Origin of the sequence: Pantoea sp. BJ2 (assembly GCF_040255075.1) — a bacterium.
Classification (GTDB): domain Bacteria; phylum Pseudomonadota; class Gammaproteobacteria; order Enterobacterales; family Enterobacteriaceae; genus Pantoea; species Pantoea leporis.
Genome location: NZ_CP158294.1, coordinates 106,839 through 132,785, shown reverse-complemented (window position 1 = coordinate 132,785; position 25,947 = coordinate 106,839). Strand labels below are relative to the sequence as shown.

General features: G+C 52.0%; 14 protein-coding genes and 4 pseudogenes. 6 read left to right on the top strand and 12 right to left on the bottom strand.

Annotated features, from left to right (window positions below):
- Positions 1–287: 287 nt before the first annotated feature.
- Complete coding sequence (locus AAF463_RS23945; protein WP_350262726.1) at positions 288–1,013, top strand: nucleotidyltransferase domain-containing protein; 726 nt, start codon at positions 288–290, stop codon at positions 1,011–1,013.
- 163 nt (positions 1,014–1,176) lie between these two features.
- Here AAF463_RS23945 and AAF463_RS23940 read toward each other — a convergent pair whose 3' ends face one another.
- Entirely contained in the window at positions 1,177–1,773 is a 597-nt protein-coding gene (locus tag AAF463_RS23940; RefSeq protein ID WP_350262725.1) for a DUF2913 family protein, read from the bottom strand.
- A 158-nt stretch (positions 1,774–1,931) separates the two neighbouring features.
- On the opposite strand from AAF463_RS23940, the pseudogene AAF463_RS23935 reads away from it, so the two are divergent.
- Positions 1,932–2,078: pseudogene (locus AAF463_RS23935) on the top strand (Rpn family recombination-promoting nuclease/putative transposase); the annotation flags it as partial.
- A 135-nt stretch (positions 2,079–2,213) separates the two neighbouring features.
- Here the strand turns inward: AAF463_RS23935 and AAF463_RS23930 are convergent.
- Both AAF463_RS23930 and AAF463_RS23925 read right to left on the bottom strand, forming a co-directional pair.
- Complete coding sequence (locus AAF463_RS23930; protein ID WP_350262724.1) at positions 2,214–2,639, bottom strand: hypothetical protein; 426 nt, start codon at positions 2,637–2,639, stop codon at positions 2,214–2,216.
- Positions 2,640–2,828: 189 nt separating this feature from the next.
- Positions 2,829–4,232 (bottom strand): Fic family protein, encoded by a 1,404-nt coding sequence (locus AAF463_RS23925; protein ID WP_350262723.1) that lies wholly within the window; start codon positions 4,230–4,232, stop codon positions 2,829–2,831.
- 396 nt (positions 4,233–4,628) lie between these two features.
- On the opposite strand from AAF463_RS23925, the gene AAF463_RS23920 reads away from it, so the two are divergent.
- Entirely contained in the window at positions 4,629–5,396 is a 768-nt protein-coding gene (locus AAF463_RS23920; protein ID WP_350262722.1) for a nucleotidyltransferase domain-containing protein, read from the top strand.
- Positions 5,397–6,420: 1,024 nt separating this feature from the next.
- Here the strand turns inward: AAF463_RS23920 and AAF463_RS23915 are convergent.
- Positions 6,421–7,857: a S8 family serine peptidase gene (locus tag AAF463_RS23915; RefSeq protein WP_350262721.1), complete on the bottom strand. Its 1,437-nt coding sequence runs from the start codon at positions 7,855–7,857 to the stop codon at positions 6,421–6,423.
- 642 nt (positions 7,858–8,499) lie between these two features.
- Here AAF463_RS23915 and AAF463_RS23910 point away from each other — a divergent pair.
- Positions 8,500–8,616, top strand: a pseudogene (locus AAF463_RS23910) (transposase); the annotation flags it as partial.
- A gap of 219 nt (positions 8,617–8,835) precedes the next feature.
- Here AAF463_RS23910 and AAF463_RS23905 read toward each other — a convergent pair.
- Positions 8,836–9,858 (bottom strand): IS110 family transposase, encoded by a 1,023-nt coding sequence (locus AAF463_RS23905; protein ID WP_350261167.1) that lies wholly within the window; start codon positions 9,856–9,858, stop codon positions 8,836–8,838.
- Between the two features lie 69 nt (positions 9,859–9,927).
- On the opposite strand from AAF463_RS23905, the pseudogene AAF463_RS23900 reads away from it, so the two are divergent.
- Together AAF463_RS23900 and AAF463_RS23895 are read left to right on the top strand one after the other, a co-directional pair.
- Positions 9,928–10,829 (top strand): annotated as a pseudogene (locus tag AAF463_RS23900) (integrase core domain-containing protein); the annotation flags it as partial.
- A gap of 610 nt (positions 10,830–11,439) precedes the next feature.
- Positions 11,440–12,096 (top strand): GTP-binding protein, encoded by a 657-nt coding sequence (locus AAF463_RS23895; protein WP_350262720.1) that lies wholly within the window; start codon positions 11,440–11,442, stop codon positions 12,094–12,096.
- A gap of 211 nt (positions 12,097–12,307) precedes the next feature.
- Here AAF463_RS23895 and AAF463_RS23890 read toward each other — a convergent pair whose 3' ends face one another.
- From AAF463_RS23890 to traG, 7 genes and pseudogenes are all read right to left on the bottom strand, one after another.
- Positions 12,308–12,904: a DUF2913 family protein gene (locus tag AAF463_RS23890; protein WP_350262719.1), complete on the bottom strand. Its 597-nt coding sequence runs from the start codon at positions 12,902–12,904 to the stop codon at positions 12,308–12,310.
- Between the two features lie 178 nt (positions 12,905–13,082).
- A pseudogene (locus tag AAF463_RS23885) lies at positions 13,083–13,429 on the bottom strand (histidine-type phosphatase); the annotation flags it as partial.
- Between the two features lie 656 nt (positions 13,430–14,085).
- Positions 14,086–19,215 (bottom strand): conjugative transfer relaxase/helicase TraI, encoded by a 5,130-nt coding sequence (traI, locus tag AAF463_RS23880; protein WP_350262718.1) that lies wholly within the window; start codon positions 19,213–19,215, stop codon positions 14,086–14,088.
- A gap of 8 nt (positions 19,216–19,223) precedes the next feature.
- Entirely contained in the window at positions 19,224–21,380 is a 2,157-nt protein-coding gene (traD, locus tag AAF463_RS23875) for a type IV conjugative transfer system coupling protein TraD (protein ID WP_350262717.1), read from the bottom strand.
- A 174-nt stretch (positions 21,381–21,554) separates the two neighbouring features.
- Positions 21,555–22,466: a DUF6012 family protein gene (locus AAF463_RS23870; RefSeq protein WP_350262715.1), complete on the bottom strand. Its 912-nt coding sequence runs from the start codon at positions 22,464–22,466 to the stop codon at positions 21,555–21,557.
- Positions 22,467–22,534: 68 nt separating this feature from the next.
- Entirely contained in the window at positions 22,535–23,068 is a 534-nt protein-coding gene (locus AAF463_RS23865) for a hypothetical protein (protein ID WP_350262714.1), read from the bottom strand.
- A gap of 9 nt (positions 23,069–23,077) precedes the next feature.
- Complete coding sequence (gene traG / locus AAF463_RS23860; protein WP_350262713.1) at positions 23,078–25,945, bottom strand: conjugal transfer mating-pair stabilization protein TraG; 2,868 nt, start codon at positions 25,943–25,945, stop codon at positions 23,078–23,080.
- Positions 25,946–25,947 lie beyond the last annotated feature (2 nt).

Sequence of the window (25,947 nt, the reverse complement as noted above, 5' to 3'; positions counted from 1 at the left end):
AATACCTCCTTTATCAATTATTCGAAATTTTCGCAAATGATGGTGTTTTATGCAACCGAATTATGGTGTGACGTGTAGCTTAACGCTGCAGGTAGGGACTTCTGGCAGAATATGTGCCAGCAGCGCGGGGTAAAGTTGTACTGTCTCGCACTCTTCACCTGCACGGGGTTTACAGATCGGGTGAACTGTCCAGGCCTATCCTTCATAATGTAAACATGTTCTTTGATGAAGCTGAGTAAAATGGCTGTTGATGAACTGGTTTTATCTCCGTCCCTGATGGAAACAATTTGCAGCCTCAGTTCAGCAATGTGATTAGCGCTGTTGCTAAAGCTCTTGTCATTTCTCAGGCAGATAACATACACAGTATCTATGTTTACGGGAGCGTGGCTCAGGGAACTGCCGTAGCTACGGTGTCTGATCTGGACATTACGGTTATCTTCAGCCGTGAAAGCATCAGGGTTGGATCCCCTGCAATGACTGAGGTCATCACGTCGCTCGAAGAGGCGCATCCGATAATCAGTAAAATTGACCTGGACACCGGCACCCTCTCCACTGTAATGGATCCTCAGCAGCTCAATCGATGGGGATACTGGCTTAAGCACCATTGTGTCTGCGTATACGGCGAGGATCTACGCGAACGTTTTGCAGCCTTCAGGCCTTCGAAGGAGATCGCCATAGCCGTTAACGGTGATTTTTTTACTGTGCTTAATGATTACGCTGCACAGATGAAACCATCTTCAGAACCCGCACAACGACAGAGGCTGCAAAGGGCTGCGGCCCGTAAAGCCATCCGGTCAACGGGTATTCTGAGGGCTGAAAAGGACCGGGACTGGCCGGCCACGCTCGAGGAACAATGCGAGTGGTTTAATGAACGGTACCCGGCACTGGCTGAGGAGATGGAATACTGGCTGGCCATGAGTTATCGCCCGCGTGGCGACATAATGGCATTCGCTGGCAGGATAACGACATTCGCCTACTGGCTGAATGCAGAATTTCATACGCGTCAGCGGTGATGCAGAGACCGGTCACGGATCAAGGTAGCTATACTTGTTCTGAATGACCAGGACACGACGGGCACTGTTTGATGAAGTTCTGACTGAAACGTCAACCTGCTAAGTTTCAGTCAGGTTATATGTGGAGCGTAAAAAGCGGCAAAGTGTAACCGGAGCTTCCCCCTTATCCTTCCTGAGGACAGGTCATTAAATGATACAGCAGAGGATATGGTGTTCTTGCCTGACGTTGCCATCCCGCACGCTCCAGCAGCGCATTCATGGCAGGAAGATCGGCGGTGATGCGTACAGCGAGAGGGTTAATCTGACGCCCATCGTCATCAAATCCGTTTTCCAGATCGCTTTTTCTCATAAACACCCCCGGCTCTTTAGGACTCAGTTTTACAGTATGGCGTCCTTCCCATTCAGATTCCGTGAGAACGCCGTAATTAATACCCGTAAGGGTAACTGCGTGCATCACGTGCTGGAGGCGGAATAAAACATTCTGCGCCAGCAAATCGCCGCTGCTCGCCCGCCAGAGATATTCCAGCTTCCCTGGAAGATCCGCCCGAAGCCCTTTCTCCCGCCCTTCTTTGAGCAACCAGCGAATGTCATTAGCCAGTTCACGCCGGAACAGACGCTTCTTCTCTGCCGCCGCCAGCCATCTGCATAAAAAGAGATTTTCCTGCGCAGCGGAACTGGCGGTTCCGGCCTGACGCGCCATGTTCAGTGCGATAAGTCCGCACCAGGCAAGGTGATCGACGTAGAGGTTTGGGGTATCCATATTTTGATTGTTTTTTGTTGATATGCAGGTTTAAGAACCGATCCTAACCTGCGTAGATTTTAATCTCATCCCTGTTTATCAGGGAGCCTCTTTGCCCTTCAGGTGGCATGAGGCTGACAGCGTAAGTGGAGGCGCGCTGGTTATAGATAACTCCTATGACCAGTAACAAAAGGTAAATGGCTTTTCGCCTGATGCATTACGCCATAGCAGCTATGCAGCGACATCTTGATGCGGGAAATAAAAAGCTGCCGCTTGTAATTCCGGTTCTGTTTTATACAGGTCGACGCAGTCTTTATCCTTATAATAGGCGGGCTAGATATTGTGTTGGAACTGCATGGAAGTGGCATGTCTCTGTAATCTGTCAAAGAGATGATTGGACTGTCAGAAGACGAAGTAGCAAAAACCGCCACAGACAGCTCATTACTTTTGCCTGGAGGTGATTAACTGCCGCTACTCCTCTGTCCACTGGCGATAAGACGGTGCAGGTATGAACTGTCATCATCAGGCTCACGCTTCCATCCTGCTCGTGACAGCAGCGTATCCACTGCTGAAAGGTCGGCAGTGATGCGCACGGAGAGAGGTGTTATCTGGCCCCCGTGTTCATTAAAACCAGCGTTAAGATCTGCCCTTCTGAGAAACAGTCCCGGCACTTTCGGACTTAATTTGGTGGCATGGCGACCTTCCCATTCGATTTCACTGAACACCCCATAGTTAATCCCTGTCAGAGTTATGGCGTGCATGAGTGCTGCAGCCTGAAAAGGCACATTTTGTGCGAGCAGGTCGCCGCTACTGGCATGCCAGAGATACTCCAGCTTGCCACGCAAACCGCCCGCAGCCCCTTTTCCCTCCCTTCTTTCAGCAACCAAAGGATATCGTTAGCCAATTCACGGCCAAACAGCCGCTTCTTTTCAGCGGTTGCCAGCCACCTGCAAAGAAAAAGATTTTCTGCGTGGTAAATGATGGGCTCATATTAAGCGCGATTAATGCTTATTCGGTAAGGTGAACACCGTAATTGTCAGAGCTGACCATCAGTATTGCAGTGGTTCTTTCCTATGTTAATCCGGTCGGCCCTGACCGATCCACTGTTTGGTTACACGAATTGAAAGGCGATAACGGGCGCAGTTATTGGTATTCAGAACGCGTAGTTCCTGCTGCAAAAGCTGCCTGAATCTTTCAGCGTCTTCAGGGGGCAGGCTTATTCTTTGTAATGCTTTCTCAAGGCTCTCACCTTCGGCCACAATAAAACGGATGGTGGTATTTAAGTTTTCTCTGTTACGAAGCCGAAACGGATCCGGTACCCCCATCGCTTCCAGGGTAACAGCATAGCGTTTTATCGAACGACGATAGAGATGCTCAAACAGGTCAATCGCCAGTGTGACGTCGCGCTTTTCATAAACACCCATCATCGCGTAGGCGTAACCTTCAGCATCTGCATCCAGAAATGAGAGAGGGGCGCTGTTATGGATCATCAGAGGTATATTGGCCGCCAGCCTGCTGGTTCTTTTATTTCCGTCCTCGAAAGGTTGCAGATAGGCAATGTTCACCCACAGGAAAAAGGCTGATTCTACGGGGTTATGAATCAGTCTCGCTTTCTCCAGAATAGAGTCGAACATATCCTGCAACATCATGGGAGCCTGCAAAGGTGTATAGGTCGAGCCGGTGATGTTGACTATCTTGCGTCGGATTGCGCCCAGACTGTCTGGATCTAAGAGGAGATCGTGCATCAGTAAAGCATGGATATTGCTGATAACCGCACCGGTCAGCCCTGATTCGGGTACTGCGTCAACCATGAACTCTATGGCTTGCTTGTGGTTCAGCAGCATGACCGCATCCAGGTCGCCCGTGGCCGCACCATTTTTGAAAAGTTCTGCCGTGTCCAGTAAGGAAAACCGGTTACCTTCCAGATGAGATGAAGACCATGACAAATCGATCAGTAACTGTTTAAGGACTTTTCGGGCATAGGTGCCGGCAGGCTGCTGTCCTATCATTTTGCCTTCCTCCATCAGATCGGATGCCAGCTCTTGTGGCAGAAGGAAAGTTTTATTAGGAATATAGTTCCCGACAAAGTCCCGATCATAACCGGAGATCTCCCTTACCGTTAGAGGTGAGTTGAGATAATCGAGAAGTGTTTTTGCAGAGTGGACTGGTTGTGTCTTGATCGCAGAAAATTCTTCTGCCGCCGGCACCTTAGGCTGGATGCCAGATTTAACATTGTCCTGTGCCGTATAGCGGGTGGCTCTCCCTGTGCCGTGCCTGATGACCTTGTCTTCGGCCATTAACACTTCGATATGGCGCTTTACAGTCGCGCGGCTAATATTGAGCAGATCCGCCAAATCACCGGAACTGACCGGAGATTCCGCATTCACAATAGTGATGAGGATGCTGTGCCGAATGTCCTGCGGGGAGATCATTTTTTCATTATCCTGCGCTTCATAAAATAACGGGCTTAAAACTCTCAAACCGACTCATCTGACCGGACGCATTCTTGAACATAGGAGATAATCATCCGACTTTAACATATTTGCGGCTCACTTCACCAAACTTACGGCTCACCTCTCCAAATTTACGGCTCACCTCATAACTTTATGGCTCAGACTGAGCTTTTTCGGCTCACGCAATCTAATTTACGGCTCACTATGCCTTATCGATTATGCAGCGACCTCTTAATGATGATCATATACATTTACCACTTAACATTAAGGTCCTTTTTACATCGAACGACATAGCCCCTGTTGTGACGCCAAAGACTCGTGGTCAGGGATGCTCACCAACGCATGGCCATTACTGCAGTTGAAGCTATATTCGGTTATGGTGTAAACCATTGGAGGGTATTTCAGGAAAGTATGTAGGGCAATATGGCCATTGATAATCACGGGCTGATAACGGTACCGGTTTTGAAGACATTTCAGGCTGCTTTCAGACCGTTAGTGAAAAAGGCACTGGAGATGCTTCGCGCAGATGAACTCATCCACAGTGTTTATGTCTATGGAAGCGTTCAGGCAGGCACTGCCAGGGAAGAGATATCCGATCTTGATATGACGGTTGTACTTAATCGACATCCCTTATCTGAGGATCAGGAAAGACTTTCCGCTATAAAGGAGGCTCTTGAGCAACAATATCCGGTGATTTCTGGCGTCGATTTTGATACCGGTGCCCTTGAAGATGTTCTGGATCCCGAAAACCAGCTCAGCTGGGGTTACTGGCTTAAGCATCATTGTGTATGTGTATACGGTGAAGACCTGCGTGATCATTTTCACGCGTTCAGGCCATCCCGGGAAATTTCGATTTCCGTTAACGGTGATTTTATGTCTGCACTTGATGGCTATATTCAGCAACTGACCCCTGACCTGAGTCTTCCCCAGCGGTTGCGTCAGCAGAGGGCAGCAGCGCGCAAAGCCATCCGTGCTACCAGCATACTGCGTGGTAGGGAAGATACAGACTGGCCGATGACGCTCGAAGAGCATGCGCTGAAGTTTAATGAACGTTACCCTGCCCTCGCGGAAGAAATGGATTACCTGCTCGGTATCAGTCACCGCCCGCGCGGTGACATCATGACTTTTGCCAGCAGAGTATATACATTCTCATACTGGCTGAATGCCGAGTTCAGCACGCGTAGCCGATAATCGCGATTGAGCCGGCAGAGGCTTCAGCAGACACCTTTCTTTCAGCAGCGGAAGACATTCCGGATGAAGAGCGCCAGCATATGAGTCAGAAAACCTAAGCGACATTGCATGAAGGTACGTTTACGGCGTTCATTCCAGGCTCACACATAAGATCCTAACACTACCAACTGCGGTAACACGCCTGCAGATTATTGGCGAATGTGCATATTAGTCTGCGGGCGGCTTCGCGCCCCATTGCGTACAATGTCGGTGCCATCAACTTTGTCCAAAGGAAAAGCGTCTTACATCACAAACTAAATAACTTCGGATGATACTCACTACGTGTATTGTCAGGCCGCAAATTGTCTCCATTGTGATTACCATTATTGAACTTCTCGCTACTTTCAATCAACGCATGTACCCCTTTCTTTCTGGCGGGTAACACCCTGGACAAGTGAAGTGAGTCCGCAGTTTCTGATGCAAGTCTGAAGTGTTCTTCTGAATTATCAGTCGTAGGATTGACTTGGAAAATGGTATTTTTGATTTCCCAGAACTTTTTAAAACTTTGTTTGTTTTAAGCCGGAAAATCATTGTTTTTGTGTGCTGCCAAAGTACTGGAATAAATGCCCTCTTCATTTTCCCATTTTGAAAAAATCACTGGACCCTAAGTAAGTATTTGATTTTTTTTCAATGGCCATAGCCTCGGGAAGAGAACTCCCTGGTTTAATGTCAACGTCATTCCAAATTCCGTCCTGAGATACTAAGATCTCTGTTTTTAATGATATCATCGCCAGAAGCCAAGTGAGGCCTTGACCCATAATGTTATGCATTAAACAGCTCAAATCTTTCAGATGAGCAAAACTCCTGATACCAAACTTCTTTTTCCATATCTATAACATGAACGTTTGTAAGGCACTGGAGAAAAATGGATATGTCCTCTTTTTAGAAATCAGCACATGCAATTGAACGTCATACATAGGGTTCATCTTTTCTACGTGCTTTAACAAATTAATCGGCTCACCCTACCTATAGTACATCGTAATTTTCAATTCCACTTATTATCAGGATCATTAACAACGTTGTTTATGTCAGATAATAATTTATCAAGCGCTACGGCAAAATCAACTACTCCACAACCTAATTGCACTTTGCTGGATGCCATTAGTAAAGAAGCACTCGATTTCAGCACTTCTTTAATGATATACCGAGGTGTTTTGGGTGAAATAGCTTGTAGTAGACAGGCGATCCCACCGGCAACTAATGGTGTTGAAAAAGAGGTACCGAAATTATTATGACCAACATTTATTTTAGGATAGTTTTGAGACCCAAATACGAATGAAGCTTTAGCTGAAACATCAGGTTTAGGAACTCCTGACGAATTGGGACCATAAGAGCTGCTCTTAAAAACATGCTCAAGGCAATCAACCCCTCCAATAGTGAACACTCCTTCATTATCTGCTGGAGTACCAATATAATGCCAATCATCTTCACCATCATTACCGGCTCCATTAACGACGATGATACCTTTATCAGAGGCAATCTGTGCTCCTCTGGCTATGAACGAAGTCTTACCATCCATTTGTTCATATGTATAGCTGTAACGGTCATCTTCAAATATATTATAAACTAATGATGAGTTGATTATGTCTACACCGAACATATCCGCTCTTTCTGCTGCAGCAATCCAATATATTTCTGCCTCTGGAACATCTGAATCATCATCGGTTAGATAAAGATAATAATCGGCATCATAAGCAGACCCCCTCAAACTTTGATTTAATGACTTACCATCATAGTACCCTCCACAGATACTTAATACCCTAGCGCCATGATTACTAGGCAGTTCTTTTGAATATACATCACGATTATCCTCAATAAAGTTAAATGTGTCTTTAATTTTATTTTCTTCCCAAAGCCTTCTAAAAATCTTACTTCCATAACGTTCGGCAGATTTAAACCAACCATCAATTATTGCAATAGATATTCCTTTACCAGTTAAGCCCATGGCATGAAGCTTATTCAGATTTAGCTGCTCAAGCTGTTGCCTGTAATCAAATTTATCATTATGGGCTGATGAAATGCATGGCATCTCTTCACTAGTACTTAAATTCACTGAATACTTGTTTTTACGAAGCATGTTAAAGCCCTTGTTTTTCTTAACAAAGCTTTCTACATGTTCAACAAAAGATACTTTATTTAACTCCTCAATTTGATGAGTCGATGCGTAGACTGCAACACCGTTTAACCACTTGGAGGAGGCTAAGACATCAAAATTCATACTTTTAATAATTGCGATATACTCTTTTGATACAGGCACATCATCATCAGATAGCGGTATGCCTAGTAAATTTCGTCTTTTGAGCGTTTTCAGACTAAGAAAATTATTGGGGTTTTTGTAGAAAACATCAAGATCGCCCGCGAATTTATCCTTGAAAAAAATAAAAACGAGCTCTGCATTATTTATTTTTTCCTCACCACTCATTTTGCGCCTCTTTTTTAAGCAGTCATGCAACAGGAATTTTTAGCGGCATTCATAATTTCAATTAAATTAAATCCGTGCGACTAGTCAATCGTTAACTGCCCCTCAAAATACTGAATGCAAAATAATGCATGTTATTTTAAATACGGATTTGACATTAATCTGTCAATCTAAATGATGCTTATACTATTTATAAAATTTTAGTTCACTATCTTCACTGTCTCGCACTAAAATTTAGAAGAAACCTTCTAAATTTTAGTGGCATTGAACCATTATATCCAGACTGTATTAGTTGCAGGCCCTGTTATGCAGCCACCCACAACTGGTGGGATGTCACGCCTTTACGCTGACGCTCCCTTTAAAATAAAGGCAAGTCAAAGTCTTCCAGCGCAGGCGGGCTAAGCGCCGTACTTACCCTCAGGCGGTGGGGGGGGTCATTCGACTTCGATCAAGATTACTGGAAAATCATACGTTTCTAATAAAAGTATGTAGCATTCCCTTAGCTCTTTCTACGTCACTTTTCTGGAAAAGTGGGGGAATATCTCGAATAATATCTTCTCAAAATTGACCCTGACCCGAAATCGTTCGCTATTCAAAAACAGAATTCCGGCATGATGATAACTCCCCTGAGCGGAGGTTGTGCCGATGAAAAAGTCACGATTCACCGAAGAGCAGATTGTCTTTGCCCTGAAGCAGGCTGAGCGTGGTACGTCCGTGCCGGAAGTCTGCCACAAGCTGGGTATCTCCGACGCCACATTTTATATCTATGGACTACCTCTGTTTTGCAAGCACTGGGTCAGGTTTAGGTTGTTGCTAACATCTATCCGGCATCAGGAATATGCCTGTGCCCAAATGGGAAATCCGCACACAGTCGCCTCAACACTTGGACGGTCTCAGGGACCAGTATAAAAATCAGGTTCCGACTGTGCAGGTGCAACCTGTTACCATTTTCAGTACGCTGCAACTTTCATCAGGTAAGCCTTAATTCAATGCGGGTTGATATTCAGTTTCATGCCGTAGGATCGACCAGATAATCCGGGCGTTTTTGTTTGCCACCGCGACAGTAGTCTTATTGAAACCCCGTCGTTCTTTTAACTGATTAACCCATTGGTTTAGAGAACCATCATTGTTATTTGTTGCTACCCGGACAACTGCGCGGGCTCCGTGAATTAAAAGTGTTCTTAAATGTTTATCGCCTTTCTTAGTGATGTTCATCAGCACCTGTCTGTCTCCGCTCGAATGCTGCCGCGGGACAAGTCCAAGCCATGCCGCAAAATGACGGCCGTTTTTAAATTCCTGACCATTACCGATCGCAGCAACAACAGCTGTAGCCGTTTTCGGGCCGATCCCTTTAACTTTGGCTATGCGCTGACATTCTGCTGATTGCCTGAACACAGTTTCGATCTCCTTATCAAAAAAATTGATCCGTTTCTCAAGATCTATGAAAAGCTCATAAAGTTCAGCAATTGTCTTTCGCATTCTTATGCTTAATCCATTTTCACCATCTTCAAGTATTAATGGAACAGCACGGCGGGCTCTGGACATCGCCGTACCAATTGAGATGCCGCGATCAAGTAAAAGCCCTCGTATCTGGCAGATTGTTGCAGTACGGTGATTAACTATACGTTGTCTGGCCCGATGTAACGCCTGTATATCCTGCTGTTCCGGGCTTTTCGGGGGGACAAATTGCATTGTTGGTTGCATCAGTGCCACCGCGATTGCCTGTGCATCATTGCCATCGTTTTTTTGTCCGCGAATAAAAGGCTTAACATACTGGGGACTGATGATTTTCACTTTATGACCCAGTTTTTCAAATTCCCTTTGCCAGTAAAATGCTCCCGTACATGCTTCAATACCAATCAGGCAGGCGGGTATATTGACCAGCGTCTGAAGTAAAATTTTTCGCTCAACACGCCGGGTATAAACCGGCTTGCCTGCCTGATTCAGTCCGCAAAGTTGGAAAACATTTTTTGCCAGGTCGATGCCCATAAATGCGATGTTCATAGTCACACTCCTGCTGGATGAATTATGTTCAGTTAAGCGCAGAGGGAAGAGGTAGTCCATCCCATTACCTGGCGCAAAAAATACGGCGGGATTTCTCCTTCAGAACTGAAGCATATGCGGCAGCTCGAAGAGGAAAACCTTCGCCTGAAGAAGCTGGTTGCCGAGCTGAGCCTCGACAAGGCCATGCTGCAGGACGTGCTGGCAAAAAAGAGCTGACGCTGGCAGGCCTGCGCGAATGGGTCAGGGACTTACAGACCCGCTACGGTGCCAGTGAAAGACAGGTCTGCTTTGCGCTGCAGGTCAGCCGCAGTTCGTTCCGCTACCGCTCCGTTGCGGCAGACGACAGCGCGCTGCGACTGCGCATCAGGGAGATAACCGAAACCCGCGTGCACTATGGCTACCGCAGGGTCCACATCATGCTGAAACGGGAAGGCTGGCGCGATAATCACAAGCGTGTTTACCGGCTCTACCGTGAGCAGGGGCTACCGCTGCGGCTTAAACTAAATCTGCCCTGAAACGTCAGCCACAGCCGCAGGGGCTGTATCCCGGTCACGTAAGGGGGATGGATTTTGTCTCCGATGCGTTGTTTGACGGTCGCCGGCTCTGCCTGCTGACGGTAATCGATCTCTATACGCGTGAGTGTCCGGGGATCTGCGTAGGCCAGAACCTGCGCTCTTCAGAAGTGGCTGAAATGCTGAATAAATGGGTGCACGAACGTGATATTCGGATTGACTTCTCACGGCCTGGCACGGCCACGGATAATACCCTGGTAGAGTCGTTCAACGGCAGGAGTGCCTGAACGAGAACGGGTTCATGTCTCTGGAGGATGCGCGATGCAAAATCGAGGCTGGCGCATACACTATAACCAGAGTCGCCCTCATTCTGCGCTGGGCTGGATGACTCGATCCGAATTCGCCGAAACTCTGCTGGTTGCAAGAATAAACAACCCACCTGAAGCCGGTTATTCCTGATTATGCCTGGATCATATTCGGGGTCAGGGTCAAAGCCGTGTTAAACATGCGTTAAACCCCTGTCTCGATTATTTTAATAAATAAACGGGCTGTACTTCTCCGAAATATGGATATAAAACCTATGCAAGGGCTTCTGCCCGTATTTCGGGTTAATCTGCCCTGCGTAGGGGGTATGATCTGGCAGCTCTAAATTCTGTCAATCTGATAAAGTTGTCCCATCACCGTTGAATGCCGTTAATTACCGATTCAGACAGTCGAAGAGGAAGAAAAATCAAAAGATGCCGTATTATCACCTAATCAAGGACTGGGTATTAAGGTATCGCCTTTATCGATGATTTTTTTGCTGCAAGATTAAGTTGCTCTTCGACAAACGCTTTAAAGGGTTTGTTTGACAGCTATAAGCCTCCTGAGTTGGTTAGGGCTACACTGCCACAACATAGCGAGCATAGCTAATATTTCGGCAATAACCAATACTGGCGAAAAAATTAATAGTTGTCATCCAGCCCCCTTAATTTAGTTACCAGAATAAAGAAGCCAGATATTAAAAATCAGAAGCTCAATTAAAAAAATCCTGCTAAAATTAACTTCAAACCTCTTCCTGGAGACATTCATGACTGTTTACGATGGTATGCGAACATTCAAAGTAGCTCTGATTGGCGATGGCGGCGTAGGCAAGACAACTTTCATCAAACGTTTTCTAAACGCAGAACTTGAAAAATCTTATCATTCAATTACCAGCTCAGAGATACACCCTGTAACATTTAATACGAATTCGGGAGAAATAAATTTTGAAGTTTGGGACACCTCTGGTCAAGAAAAATATGGACGTCTCAAGGATAGTTATTACATCAATACTCATTGCGCTATTATTATGTGGGATTTACTCAGTGAACGTTCTTCTAAAAATGTTGAATATTGGCACCGGGATTTAGTTAGGATTTGTGAAAACATTCCGATTGTTGCTGTTGGAAATAAACTATGCCTTTTAAATGATTCATCTTCGTCCCTTGGTCTGAGTTTTTTAAAAAAGAAAAATATCAAGTACTATGATGTTTGCGCAAAATCAAACTACAACGTTGAAAAACCATTTCTTTGGCTGGCACAACGCCTTTTAAGCAATCCCAACTTAGAATTCATCGAAAAATATATCTTAGCGCCCTCTGAAACAACTATTGATCCAACTTTTAAAAGTGAAAGAGAGCGTAGACTAATTGAGTGGGAAGGCCAGAGCCAAAATTTAGATGAGATCTATGACGTAGATGAATGAAGCGCCACAGTACTTCAGAAGATTGAACGATTAGTTTGTTCATCAGATTGTTGATAATACCGGTGGTTAAATTAATAGCCTTTAGAACGTTATTCAGTCGACCGATGAGTAAGGGGTAGCTGACGTTGCAACGCAATGAAAACTACCCCTTTGCTCAACAGTTGACTGACCTGCCAGCTTTTTGTGTTCAAAATTCCGAAATAAATTTGGGTTAATGTTCCTGACTATCAGCCACCAGCTGGTGCCATAGCGGACTTTCAGTATCTGATATACGTTTCCACCCGGCACGGGATAGCAGATCATCCACCGCAGAGAGTTCTGCCGTTATACGGACATCAATAGAGCTTATCTGACATCCATCAGCATTAAAGCCAGTTTGCAGATTACTTTTTCTTATAAATACACCCGGCACTTTAGAACTCAGTTCTACAGCGTACCGCCCTTCCCATTCGGACTCCGTGAGAATGCCGTAATTAATACCCGTTAGCGTAATAGCATGCATTACGTGCTGAAGGCGGAACAGATCACTCTGCGCCAGCAAATCTCCTCTGCTTGCCCGCCATAGATACTCCAGTTTTCCAGGAAGATCAGCCCTAAGCCCCTTATCTCTGCCTTCTTTAAGCAACCAGCGTATGTCGCTAGCCAGTTCACGCCTGAATAGCTTCCTCTTTTCTGCCGTCGCCAGCCATCGGCACAAAAAGAGGTTTTCCTGCGCGGGAGAATTGACCGTGCCAGCCTGACGGGCCAGGTTCAGAGCCACAAGACCGCACCAGGCAAGATGATCGACATAAAGGTTTGGGGTATTCATTTTCTAATCATTCTTCGTCATCAAGTAGATGCCGTTCCGTCCGAATAGGGTATATGAAGCTCAACAAGAAGTTGATCGTAACCTTTGCTGAGCACAATTACATCCCTATTTATAAGACAGTTTAAGCTTTTAAGATATCTTATACCGTGAACCATCGCTTTCAATCGATGCTATTTATTTAGCTATAAATCACCGGCGTGATAGCCGTGTGGCCCAGATTACGCCTGAGTGCGCTTATAGATGTCTTCATCGGACACAACGTTCCCACTTCTTTTAACCGGCAATCAGTCTGATGCCACTTTTCCACCGATAGCGGATGTTCCTTATCGATCGTTTGCAGGCGCCGCAGGTCATCCAGGCTCTGACCCTGGAAATAGATGTGTAGGAAACGCTCGCCGCTCTTAGTATTCCGCCAGCGCTCAAAGACCAGGCTGCTCCCCGGCGGAATGTTACCCCGCATATAGCCTGAAAGGGTCCTGGTAAAGTTCATCAGAGTACCATGGCGATGTTGATATCGTGGGCTACCGTATGCTTTACGACTTTGATGGCGAAAATATTGGAATTTTGATGTTTGTCAGCATCAAACCCTGCTCTTAAGTATGTTATTTCGGGAATTAGGGATAAACCGGTAAACTCTGATAGGTATACTTCCTCTGACGGAAAGCTACAAGCAGATTCCGGGAAAATCGTAACGTACGTTGAATTCTGAATGTCCGGCTTAGAACCCTAATTTGTACTCTCTTTCCGAACTCATTTTTATGGGACCGCTGTTTAATCTGTTGTTACGCGGTCAGATATGGTGCTTGCCTGATTGAGAGGGGCAAAGGGGATAAGTTCGGCTCCGGCGATGTTAATAAGAGCCCATTAGAATGTTGTAACTAATTCTCTTTGATGCGAAGTAGCCGGAGAAAGCTATTGCATGCAGGATAGGGGGGCATCGACGTCAAGCTCGTCCGCGACTTCATGCCCTACTGACTCGCCCCATTCATGCCTGGCAGATTGCGTTTACCCAAAAAACTGTTGATAGCGTTATCAACAGTTATGGTTGAAACCGGGCGAACATTTACTTCATGAATCCAGAGGTAACAGAGCAGGTTCAGCTAAAGGTTTTCAGCAGCCAGGCAAGCAGCATCATCACGTCAACGATTTGTAAAAGCCAGCAAGTAATAAAACCATATGGATTACTCCATCGTTTTTTGGGGTTCATGAACAATATCAGGTTCAGAAGCGATGTGTTCATGGCGCACCAAGTTGACATCACCGTTTCTTGTTACAGAATCGCCCCGTTCAAGTGACTGGTCGATGTCACGGTCATTAAATGCCTCCTGTTTACGCAGTTCCTCCCGTTCCTCCTCATACACAGCCTCCCTTTCTCTGACTTTTTCATCCGGAGCACTCCGTACCTCATAAGGTGAGGCGTACTCAGGCTCTTTCTCTTCCTGACCATACACGGCACGAATGGCTTTCTCGAGCGCCTCGGCTTCGCGCAGTTCCAGTTCCTCGCCAGCCGGATCTGTCGTTGATGGCGTGACTGTACTACCTGAACATTCACAGTGGTCAGCAGGGAGCACTACCTGTTTGTCCGGATTGTCCTTAATCAGTTGTAGGGCCACCATGATATTTGTGGCTTCCAGCACCTTTCCGTACTTTTCACCGCATTGAATAACTATGCGTTCACCGTCTGCGGCCCCTTCATAGTGGGCGGCGGAAAAATCCACCTCCCCGCTGGAGGGTGACACAGGAACGTGCCAGTTGCCTCGCTGCCGTCCATGCTCGTTAATGACCGGCCACAGCATTTCTGGCGTCTTTCCGGCCATAAAGCGCGCATCCGCCGTCAGGTCCCGATCGACCCGGTCTGCCAGGCGCGTGCCGGATACCGGCAGGCTTTTGTCCCACGCCTGTATCTCCCGGTCCGCCCTCACGTCCTCCGCCCGCATCAGCACGTCGTGCACCGTCTGGCGCCGCCCGCTTTTACCCTCCACCTGCGTCGCCCAGCCGGACAGGTTGTCAAAGTAGGTCTGAACGTGCTCCTTTGCCCTTGAGAGCTGTACGTAGGTGCTGTCCAGCGCCGCCATCCGCCCTCTGGCACCCTCTTCGCCGAACAGGCCGATGAGATACTTCACCGATGCGCCCTGCGAGCTGTAGGTGGTCACGGCGTAGCCGTAGTCCATGTGGCGGTCGGCATAGCGTGCTGCCGGATCGAAAGACAGATGCCGGTCGCCGGTATCGAGCAGAATTTTTCCCTCCTGCGTAATGCCTGACACCACGGCCATGTCGCTGGCGCGCACGTTGCGGTCGCGGTCCGTCGTCGTCAGGCGGATTTTCTCACCCGGGCTGATGTTCCGCGTAACCTCCTCAAACACCGCCACGTCTTCATTACGCAGTTCAGCGGGTCTGATCCAGCGGTCCGGCGCGCCGTCGAGACCACTCATGCGCACCACGCCGCTGTCCGTATCGGTTTCCTCAACCCGGTAATACTGCTCGCCCCGGCGCACTACGTTGCCCTCCTGCGCTTCCCAGAACTTTTGTCGGCCCAGATCGGCATTGCTGTTGTTCACGCGTGCCAGCAGCGGCACCGTGACACCGTCACCCAGCGCCCCCTGCGCCTGCAGCCGGTCATGTACCGCACGGTTTATGGCTTCACGATCGGCGTTAAGCTCTGTCACGATAAGCGTACTGTCGCGCGCCTCCGGGGTCCGCCCGGCAAAGTCGTCGGCAATCATGCCGGTGAGGTCGGGTTTTTCAGCCTCACCGCCTGCCCCTGCCGGCCCTTCCGCCACCGGTGCCAGCGTGCTGCCGTCCACTGCGCTGCTTTCCGGCACAAACGCATCCGGCTGGCGCGGCACGCTCTGCGGGCTGGTGTCCGTTGTGATCCGCACCGCCTCGCGCACGTTCCCGGCGATAACCGCCTCCACGGCGGGTTTCAGCGCCGGGATCTGACGCACGATTTCCTTCATTACCGCCACGTCGGCGGCGCTGCGCTCAAGGGCCAGCGCAAACGGCGCGCCGGACTCCAGCGACTTCAGCTGATCCTGATCCCCGCTCAGCACCGCGCGACCGCCGCCTTCGGCGACAGCGTTCATCAGGGAGGCCATCTGGGCGTTGCCGTTCATGGAGGATTCGTCAATAACGAATACGGTATTGCGGAAGTCGCGCGCCTGTCCGGCAGCCTGCCACTGGCTGCTTTCGCTGAGAAAGCTCGCAATCGTCTGCGCCGGGATACCCGCACCGGACAGCTCGCTGACCGCGCGGTGCGTGGGTGCCAGCCCGCGAATGTCCGGAGCGTTATCTGCGGCGGCGAGTGCAGCCGCCACGGTGCGAAACTGCGTGGTTTTACCCACGCCGGCATAGCCCTGAATGGCGGTAAAGCGATCGCGCGTGGTCAGGATGAGGTTGCCCGCCTCGCGCTGCCCGTCGGTAAGACCGGCGGCCTTCTCACTACTCAGCCCCCCGGCCAGCAGCGGCTCAACGCCGTTTTTCCCTTCAGCAACGTGGCGCAGGATGGCAACCTCGTTTTCAAAGTTCTCGCGCGAGATGTATCTGCCGGCTGCGCCCTGCTCCGCGCTGAGCTCAAAAATCTCGCCGCGCTGAACCAGACGCGACAGCTCTTCTTCTGCGCGCGCCGGCGTCATCACGCGATCGGTTGCCACAACGGATGCGAGCGCCCTGACGCCCGTGAACGTCACGTCGGTGCCGGTGGCTTTCTCGATGGCCAGCCGCATGGCGCGCTCCGGCTGCGACATCTTCCGCGACTCCAGCTCGCGCAGCGCGTCCGCAAGGTCGCTTTCGCCCGCAAGCGATCGGATGCCCTGCGTTACGCTGACCACCGGGCGGTTTTCCTCCAGCCGGCGGCCGATGGTGGCCTCGTCCAGCGGGGTGAATGCAATCACGTCCGAGCCGCTGCGGCGCAGCATGTTTACGGTCGCGTCGTTCACCTCCTTGCCCGCCAGCACCGCCACCACGCTCCCCTCCGTGCGGCGCGTGGCGCCAAAGGACTCGGCGTAGGCGTAGTCCGCATAGAGCGGTGCGTTGCGGTCAAGCTTCAGGCGCTCGCCCTTTGCATTTTCCATCGTGATGACGTCCTTAAACAGCCAGCGCCCCTCCTTCACGCCGGTGACGGTCAGCCGCTCCCCGCTGCCGGCGCGGCTGCCGAGCCTGGCCGTGGCGCGCAGCTGCTCACCGTCCCGCAGCTCCAGCTTTTTCTCGCGGTAAAGCCGGTAATGGCTGTCGATACTGCTGATGCTCACCCCCTGCGTCTGTCCTTTTTCGTCTTTCAGCGTCAGCAGGTTGTGGCGCTCGCTGACGCCGGCGATGGTAAATACCGCTTTCTGGCCCTCAGCCTCGTGATGCTCCAGCACCATGCCCTGGCGGTACACGCTGCGGTCGTTGCGGTTGCTGGCGTCCAGCCACACCGGCACCCGCACAGTGGCCTCACCCAGTACCCGCCCGAGCTGCCCCTCGTCGGTAAGGATCTCCCGGGTGCGGGCCGTGAGCTGGTCGCGCGTGCGCGCGTTGCCCGCCTGCAGCGACACCGGCCGCCCCTGCGCCTTTTCCTGCGCGTAGTAGCGCGCCGCCACGCTGAGCCGGTCTTCAACCGTGTCCTTCTGCACCATCGTCACGCGCACGTTCTCGGTCTTCGGCGAGGCGGTAAACTGCTTCACGCCTGCCGCGCTCAGCACTTCTGATGCAAAACCTGCCGTGCGCCGGGCGTGAGTATCGGTCACAAGCGTGACACCGTCGTGCTGTGCCGCCGTCTTCAGCACGTCGTGCATCCCCGAGGTGTTGAAACGTTCGGCCTCCGCAACCAGCACCAGCGGTCGCGCCGGCAGCTCAGCGCTGTTCATCTCCTCCGCCGTCATAAGCTGTACGCCGGGCTTGTCCCCGAAGGTCGCGAGCTGGCGTTTGCGCGCGGCGCCGTCGGCGGCAACCACGATCAGCGGACGTTTGCTCTCACTGGCCATTGTCATGATGCTGCGGTTGAGATCGCTTATGAACTGTGTACCCCCGCGCACGTCAATCAGCGACACGGCCCGGTCGGCGTCGGCCACCTGCGCCAGCACGCCACGCTCGCCCGCCGGCGCCCTGAGTCCACCCTGCTTTTCCGCGAGCCCGCCGGCCAGCTGCGCGAGGCGCGCCTCGTCGCGGACGTGGGCGGCGGTGGTGAACAGCGTCTGATTTTTGTCCACGGCGATAAGCTGGCCGTGACCGATGGCATTATCAATGGCCTTACGCGCCTGCCCGTAGACCCCTTCTGCAATCGGTACATGATTGAGCACGCTGGTCATGACGTCGTCGTACGTCACGCGTACGTTTTTCGACGACAGGCGCCCGATGGCCTCACGCACCGCGCCGTCGAGTACGGACGGCGTGGCCACCTGTTTCTCTTCACCGGCGCTTTCAGCTTCACGCTGCTGGCGGCGGTCTTCGAGCGCTTCCCTGAACGTCTTTACGTCAAAACCGGTATCCTTTAATACCGACTGCCAGTGCTCGCGCAGCGTTTCCGGATCTTCAAAGTGCTTGGCCTGGCGGGAATCAAGCGCAGCCATGCTCTTTTGCTTTGCCGTGGCGTTTTCGCCGACCAGATCGAGAATATCCTGGCGGCGCGAGGAAAACGGCTTAACCGGCACGCCGGTGATGTCCCACTCGCCGCGCGGGCCGGTGTCTTCAGTCTGGTAGCCCGCGGGCTCGATAAGGGAGCGGTAATGCCCGCGATACAGCGCGCCGATGCTGACCTGCTCATTCCAGACCACGTCAGTAAAGCCCTGCTTCCCGTTGATGTCGGTGGAAAGCGTTTTCCAGCCGTTCTCTGACAGCGTGGCATTGGCCACAACCGCGTGTGTGTGCATCGCCGGGTCCAGGTTACGGCTGGTATCGTGCATGAAGGTCGCGATCACCAGGTTGCCGGTTTTCTCCATTTCCGTGATGCCGTCTGTCATGGTGCGCGTTGTGGCGAGCTTCTCCACCTCATCCAGCGTGCGGCGCACCGCCTCCTTGTGCGCGTCCACCAGGAAGGTGTCGCCGGTCACGAGGGCAAGCACGGAGGCGCTCTTGGGGGCAGAAAAAGTCAGGTCATAGCCCGGACGGTGTTTGTTGACGCCGCCCTCCATGCGGCGCATGTCGGTGCCATCCGGCAGCTGGCCTTCCAGCACCGACACGAACGTATCGCGGTTAACCGGCCCCTCAAGGCCCAGATTTTCCGCGCCGGTGCCGTACCACTCCGTGGACTGCTCGCCGAGGAAGTAATAGTTGTCTTCGTTGGTGTAGTAGGCGCCGGCCTTACCGGCGCTTTTGACTGCAGAGACTGACAGCATAATTCCCCTCAGTTGCGGTCCAGGCCAAAATCCGCGCTGTTATGTTTAACCACGTCCAGAACCTGCAGCCGCTGTTCAGCCTCTTGCTGTGAGGCCGGCGCAGGCGCGGTGGTTTCGGAGGCAGGTGGCGGTGTTGATTCAGCAGCAGGTGGCGACAGCGCCACAACGCGCCCGCCGGCATCTGCTGTCGCCGCCGTATCGGCAGGCGCGGTAACGTTTTCAGCGGGGGCCGCAGCGTTTTGCGTACCTGCAGCAGCGCCGGGGTTGCCGGCACGCTGTTCGTCTTCAGGTTTTCCAGCCGCTGCAGCGGCATCACCAAACAGCCGCCCGACAATGTGACCGGCCTGGTTGTCGGCGGTTTCGCCTGCAAGCGTTGCCTCAATGTCCGGGTCGAACACATCTTCGACGTCGCGCGGAATGCGCCCTTCGGCAATTTCGCGGTAAGGTTTCCAGGGCAGCTTCATGCGCACCACCGGCCACTCACCCGGCAGGGTGATGTAGCACTCCAGGTCGTTGAGGCTCTGCACGTCGGAGTAGCTGACCAGGAACTCGTTGATCTCGTCTTTGGAGAACTGCACGCCGTCACGGATGATGTCGATGCCGTAGCTGTACTGGTCTTTAAACTTCTTGTGCCGCTTCTCGCCGATTTCCTTCTGCACCCAGTCGGCAATCGAGCCGCTGGGTGCGCGGTAAAAGACGCGCGTGTTGAGCAGGTCCCAGATGGATTTGGCTGAGTTGGTGCCGTACGTCTCTTCCAGCTGCGGGAAGTTCTGCAGGCCGGCGACGGTGCAGCCGCCAAACTTACGGCCCTCTGCGCAGAACTCCGGCAGAATGGGCAGCTTGTGCAGGGACGGCAGCTCGTCCAGAAAAATCCAGATGCGACGGTTGCGGTCGGCCTTCAGGCCGAGGATGCCGGACATGGTCATGTAGAGCCACGCACTCAGCAGCGGCTTCAGCGCGTTATGGTTCTGGCCGTCGCTGGAGATGAAAATCCACGGGTTGTCGCCGCTCGCGTCTTCGGTATGCAGCCAGTCGCGGATGTTGAAGGGGCGGCGGCCGCCCTGATCGAGTCCCTGCAAATAGCGCAGCGAGCGAACGTAGGTGGTGAGAATGGTGCGGATGGTCATCGCGGTTTTCTCGATGCTGCCGTCCACCAGGTTCGCCGCGTCCGTGCCCTCCAGGAACAGGCGCAGGTCCGCCAGACTGATGGACATCAGCTTTTTCAGCAGCTCGCCGATGCTGCGGTTCTTTTCGCGGGCCATACGCCGCGCGGTGGCCACAAACAGCGAGCGCGCCGACAGCACCCAGAACGGATCGCTGCTGCCGCTGCTGTCAGGAAGCAGCGAGGTTGCGAAGTTCTCAAAGTCGCCCACCGTCTGGCACTCTTCCCACAGGTCCCAGAACGGGCAGCGCAGGTCGAAAGGATTGAGGATTTTGTCTTTATCCTGACGGTAAAACGTGGGAATGAAGTTGTTTCCTTTGTCATACACGATGACGCGGTCGCCGCGCGCGCGAAGCTGGCGCAGCAGGTCGTTCAGCGCGGTACTTTTTCCCGACCCGACGGTGCCGTGCAGGCCAAAGTTCTGCATCTCAGAGTCTTTCAGGATGTGCAGTCCGCAGATGCTGAGCGGCGACATTACGCCGGCCTTCCTGAGCAGGCGATTCACGACGGCAGGGCTTGTGGCCAGAATACGGCCGCCGGTGAGCTCGCTCTCGCGCTGCTTCGCGCCTTTACTGCCCAGAAACCAGGTAACACCGAGGATGGATGCCACAAAGCAAAACGTTGAGATGCCCCAGCCGTAAAACGCAGCGTCTTTTACGCTCTCTCCCATCTGAATAAAGTACGGATCGTTCATCACCTGACGGGCGGTGTGTTTGAACGCCACTACTTCACCGTTCGGTCGCTCAAAGTGAAAGGTCCAGCCGCTCTTTGAATTGCCGCCGGTAAACTTCGACAGAGGCATGACAAACCATTTGACCATCCAGTAGGCGCTGCCGTGAATGAATTCCTGCAGGGTAAGCCGCAGGAGCATCCAGCTGAAAAACACCAGTGCGGAAAGCAGCACGACCCAGTAGGAGGCGATATTCATGATCTGCACAAACATGCCGATCATGTATTTCATCACCTGACCGCCCTGGGTAAAGTCGCGGGCATTGAGGCTCATTGAAAAGTCCTTTACGTGGAAACAGAGACAGGCGCGCAGGGCTGCGGGCAGGCGAAAGCCAGGCAGGTTGCTGCGCGGGGTTTACTTACAGTGCGAACGTGCCCGGATGGGCTGACGTGATGTTCCGCCTCCTCCGCCAGACGCAGGGTGCGTCAGGCCGTGCGGCGGGCGGTCTCAGCTCACTGAAACGCGAAACAGGGGCTGATTGATCTGGTATTCGACAAACCGCTTTTCAGCGTCGCTCAGCGCGCGGAAATGGGTGGAGAAGCGGCGGATGCTGTTCATCAGGTTGGTGGTATTGGTAAAAAATACCGGACAAACCGCACGAACCTCCTGCAGCACGGGCTGGATTATCGCGGTGAATGCATCGCGCTTTCCTTCTTCTGTCAGGTCGCTTTCGATAAGCTCCTCATGCTCCGTGATGGGACACACCGTCACGCCCGGGTAGGCATAAAGCACGCGCAGCGTATCCGGATACTCCCGTACCGTGCAGTCGAACGCGTCCTCCGGTGCCGGCAGTCGATCATAATCACGCCAGGGTGTAGTCAGTCGTTCAGACTCAACGGTGGCTGCTGTGTAGTATTCCGTCTGCTGACGAATAATCCCGGCCGGATCTGCGAGCCTCCATATAGCTTGCTCGCGCTCAGACGGCCTGTCGCCGGCACAAACGCTCAGACGCGGCTGACATGACGCCGGGACCCAGTTTTTAGTCAGACCCGGTGCTTTATCCCCGAAGGGGGTATTGAAAACGCCGCTCCAGAGATGAATCACATCGGTTGCCGCATCGTCGGCGCCCATAATGTGCATGTGAACCCGGTGCGTGGAAACGTCACCCTGCACGGCCCAGCGCGTAATGACGGTAATGTCCGTTACGTGCTTATCCGTATTCAGCAGAATACCGTACACGGCTTTGCGTCCTTTTTTACGGCAGACGTAATGCAGCCGTTTATTGGGCGCAGGGAACCGGACAGTTATATCTTTCTCATTTTTCAGATGCAGGCCTAACTCAGGGATTTGCACGTCTATTAAGTTAACAGAGACATCAGAGTAATCGAGAAAAAAAGATGGAGTTAAATGAATTAACATTTTCAACCTCAATAAAAAAGCAAACAACTCAGCCCGATTTAGAGCCGCGTCATCGCTTGATGGTAAAATTAATTCTTGAAATTTACTTTTATTGCAGATGCCGTACCCAGCAAGCCAGCCAGTTGATAACGCGATGCGTCTATATTAAATATAAATAATCCAAATATAGTTATTAGGAAATTACCTATAACCAGCGCACCTATACTCAATTCGCTTGATAAAGAGATCACCCCTAACACGCCTATGGCTAGGAACCATGCTATACCATAACTTATAAGCTTTCTCTTAAAGATTTTCACTAGCTTTAAGTTTTTTATCTTTTGGGAAGATATCATGCTAAACAAATAATCATAACCAAAGATAAAGCCCATCAAAAAAAACCAATTCAGAGCACCAAAAACTAATATACCAAACCAAACAAGTTTATCTTCGCTTGCAGGCGATAAAAAGTATGATAAAAATGAAAAAAAAGAATAGAGAATAAGGTGATATTTAATTCGCTTTATAGGTGAAAAGAATGAAGGGATTTCTCTGTTAGTTGAAGAAATCTCTACCGCTATCACTTCTGAATCTCTTTTGATTTCATCGTAAGTTATTTTCATGAACTAACCTCAATTGTCACCTTTATTATTTTTACTCAGGTTTTTCTCAAAATCTTTGTAGCTCTTCGAATCAGCGATATTTAGTGAAGTCTCTTTTTGATGAGCATCTGCCGCTTCCTTATGTCTTAAATACTCATCAGAGCTCACCGTATACTCACCCTTCCGGGATGCCATTGCACTGTCCGTTTCACTCTGTCCTTTATAGAGCTCCTGCTGCGCGGTGTTCGCTCTATTGTTAACCACACCCTGCTGGGCTTCAACTTCTCCGTTAACATCAGTACGAATGTTGTTCCTGGTAACACCTGCCTCAATGCTCTCATTCGCGCTGTTATATGCGCCGCCGAACTGAGCGCCTGCAGTGTTTGCCGGAGCACCCATACCTTCCCCCGTGTTTCCAGCGTTGCGCTCATAGTTGCCGTCAATGCGTCCCTGCAGCTTATCTGCGAAGAACTCCTGAACCAGCCCGTCTCGCTGTTTCTGTACGCCTTCATCAGAGGTGTTGGTAAGGATGGTTTCGGCATTGCCCGAGGAGCGCTGCATCGCCCACTGCACAAACTGCTGCGTGTAGTTATCACGCGCGCCCGCGCTGAGCGTTTCAGTTTCAGAGGCCATCTTCTGCATTTCATGCGTGTGCGACTGGCTGGCCGTGTACTGCGCGTATTTGCTGTCAGACGTGGTGATACCGGAGGAAATCTGATTCATCAGGCCGGACGCGTTGTTATCAACGTGCTGGCCGTTATAGGTTGTGCTGTAGTTGCGCAGCACGTCCATGCCCTGACTGAAGTCCTGCGATTCGCGCGCTGAAATCGTCTGAGAGTTGTCATTCCCGCTCTGACCGCCTTCTGTTATTTGTGACGTTGAGCCGACACGTCCTGTTTTTTCAATTCCACCGTGTACGTCAGCTTTACCTGAAATGCCCGTGGCATAGGATCCCACTTTACCCCACAGTGATTTATTACTGTCAAAGCCGGCCTGTACGCGTGTGCCGCCGTTAACTGCCAGATCGCGCGATTTATTCTCCAGCTCTGAATACGCCTCATTCAGGCTGATGTGATTGCGGTTCGCGTAATCCATCGCTACGTTCTGCATTTTGTTCACGCGCTCTGCGTCGGTGATGCTCATACCGGTTGAGGCCGACAGCGTTTTCGAGTCGCTGTTGCCATACTGCTCATGGAACTGTTTGAGCTGCGAGCCGGTTTCCTGGACCGAGTGGTTGTAGCCCTGCGCCGCCATTTCGGTCTGCGCCATGCTGTCGCGCACCGATCGCTGCGCCGCGCTCGCCAGGTTGCGGTCAAGGTGCAGATCGACCGGCAGACGGCTGGTTGCGCCGGAGGCGTCATACACCGTCTGCCCGTCCTGCGTCATGGTCCGCATGGCACCGTTGCCCAGCTGCATGGTGGTCATGCCCTCGCGATATGAGCGGTTCAGGTCCGTTTTGTGCCCGTTGATATTATCCATTTGCACGTTACCCACACTCATGTTGCCCGACGCCACCGCGCCGGAGTCCGCCGCCGACGCGCTGCTGAGCGCGCTGCCGAGGCTTGAGCTGAGGCTCGCGAAGCTCTGGCCGAGACCGGTGAACAGGCGAAACGCCAGGAAAGGAATGGACAGCATCAGCCAGCCGGCGATGCCTGCCGTGGTGGTGCTGGTTTCCATCAGCCGGTTCATGTTGGAGAGCGTCGGCCCCGTGGTGTGAAAGCTGTTCTGGGTGCTGTAGTTCACCGCAAAGTTAAAGATGGCGAACATCACCGGCCACAGCATCAGGCTGCCCATAAAGTTCAGGTAGCTTTTGATAACCGCCCAGGCGATTTCACGTACGTACAGCGCCAGCACCATGACCGGGAAGATGCAGATGCAGAACAGCAGCAGCACCGTGTGCAGCTGCGGCAGCACCTCGGTCGCAATGGTATAGCTCACCGCGTGCGACAGGCGCAGCTTCATCAGTGACTGCTCAGACGCGATGTCCACCATCGAGGCGGTGTCGTTCATGCCCTTCACGTAGCTGTTAAGCCCGCGACGCAGGCCCGCCACGGCGATGTTCTGCATCATGATCGCCTGCGCCGACTTGCTGCTGCCGAGGAAGTATTCATAGGACCCGGCCAGCTGCTCGGCGTACACCGTCTGCGGCGCGTTATTGCCCGGCAACATGCGAACGGCGTGCGCCATAAACGTACTGCCGGTGTTGTTACTCTCCGCCGTCAGCAGGGTTTTCAGGCGCGGCGCCGCGTCCCGGCAGACCATAAACGTGGTGCCGGTCGCGTCCCGCCAGTAGATGGCGCGCAGCGGGCTCGGATTGCCGAAGATCTGCGCCTGCACGTCCCCGGACTCCATCACGTCCTGCATGCTGTACTTGTGGTTCAGCATGATGTCCGGCACCACGCAGTTCTTCGCGTACTCACCCATGTTGTAGGCCAGCACCGGGTTGCGGCTGTCAATGCTGAAGCTGTCCTGCATCAGCTTGCTCGCGAACAGCATGCCGGTTTTGGTGTAGGACCGCTCGTCGGGAAAGTGAAAGATGTCCTCATAGGTTGTCGTCAGCGTGTAACCGACGCCGGTGGCCAGATACAGCGGCAGGGCCAGCCCCGCCGGCACGTTATCCACCCGCCCGATGGTGTCGGGCGCGGTCAGGTCGTTAACCACCACCGTGACCTTTGGCGTCAGCAGCAGCGCGGTGACCATCACGAACGTCATTCCCCAGCCGAACATCGCGCTCAGGCTGTGCGTGCGCAGGTAGGTCATCACGCAGAAGGCGATGCCCAGCATCTCCGCCACCCAGATCGTACTCTTCCAGCCGCCGTTTTCCATCACGGTCGCAACCGCGTTAAGGCCCATCGTGATCATGCCGCCGGAGCTGACCACCCAGATATCAAGTGCCATGC

Bases quoted from the DNA above. Each gene is read 5' to 3' on its own strand.
- AAF463_RS23905 (WP_350261167.1), bottom strand. From the start codon at position 9,858: ATGAACATCGCATTTATGGGCATCGACCTGGCAAAAAATGTTTTCCAA.
- traD (WP_350262717.1), bottom strand. From the start codon at position 21,380: ATGAGCCTCAATGCCCGCGACTTTACCCAGGGCGGTCAGGTGATGAAA.
- traI (WP_350262718.1), bottom strand. From the start codon at position 19,215: ATGCTGTCAGTCTCTGCAGTCAAAAGCGCCGGTAAGGCCGGCGCCTAC.
- AAF463_RS23865 (WP_350262714.1), bottom strand. From the start codon at position 23,068: ATGAAAATAACTTACGATGAAATCAAAAGAGATTCAGAAGTGATAGCG.
- AAF463_RS23890 (WP_350262719.1), bottom strand. From the start codon at position 12,904: ATGAATACCCCAAACCTTTATGTCGATCATCTTGCCTGGTGCGGTCTT.
- AAF463_RS23915 (WP_350262721.1), bottom strand. From the start codon at position 7,857: ATGAGTGGTGAGGAAAAAATAAATAATGCAGAGCTCGTTTTTATTTTT.
- traG (WP_350262713.1), bottom strand. From the start codon at position 25,945: ATGGCACTTGATATCTGGGTGGTCAGCTCCGGCGGCATGATCACGATG.
- AAF463_RS23895 (WP_350262720.1), top strand. From the start codon at position 11,440: ATGACTGTTTACGATGGTATGCGAACATTCAAAGTAGCTCTGATTGGC.
- AAF463_RS23920 (WP_350262722.1), top strand. From the start codon at position 4,629: ATGGCCATTGATAATCACGGGCTGATAACGGTACCGGTTTTGAAGACA.
- AAF463_RS23940 (WP_350262725.1), bottom strand. From the start codon at position 1,773: ATGGATACCCCAAACCTCTACGTCGATCACCTTGCCTGGTGCGGACTT.
- AAF463_RS23870 (WP_350262715.1), bottom strand. From the start codon at position 22,466: ATGTTAATTCATTTAACTCCATCTTTTTTTCTCGATTACTCTGATGTC.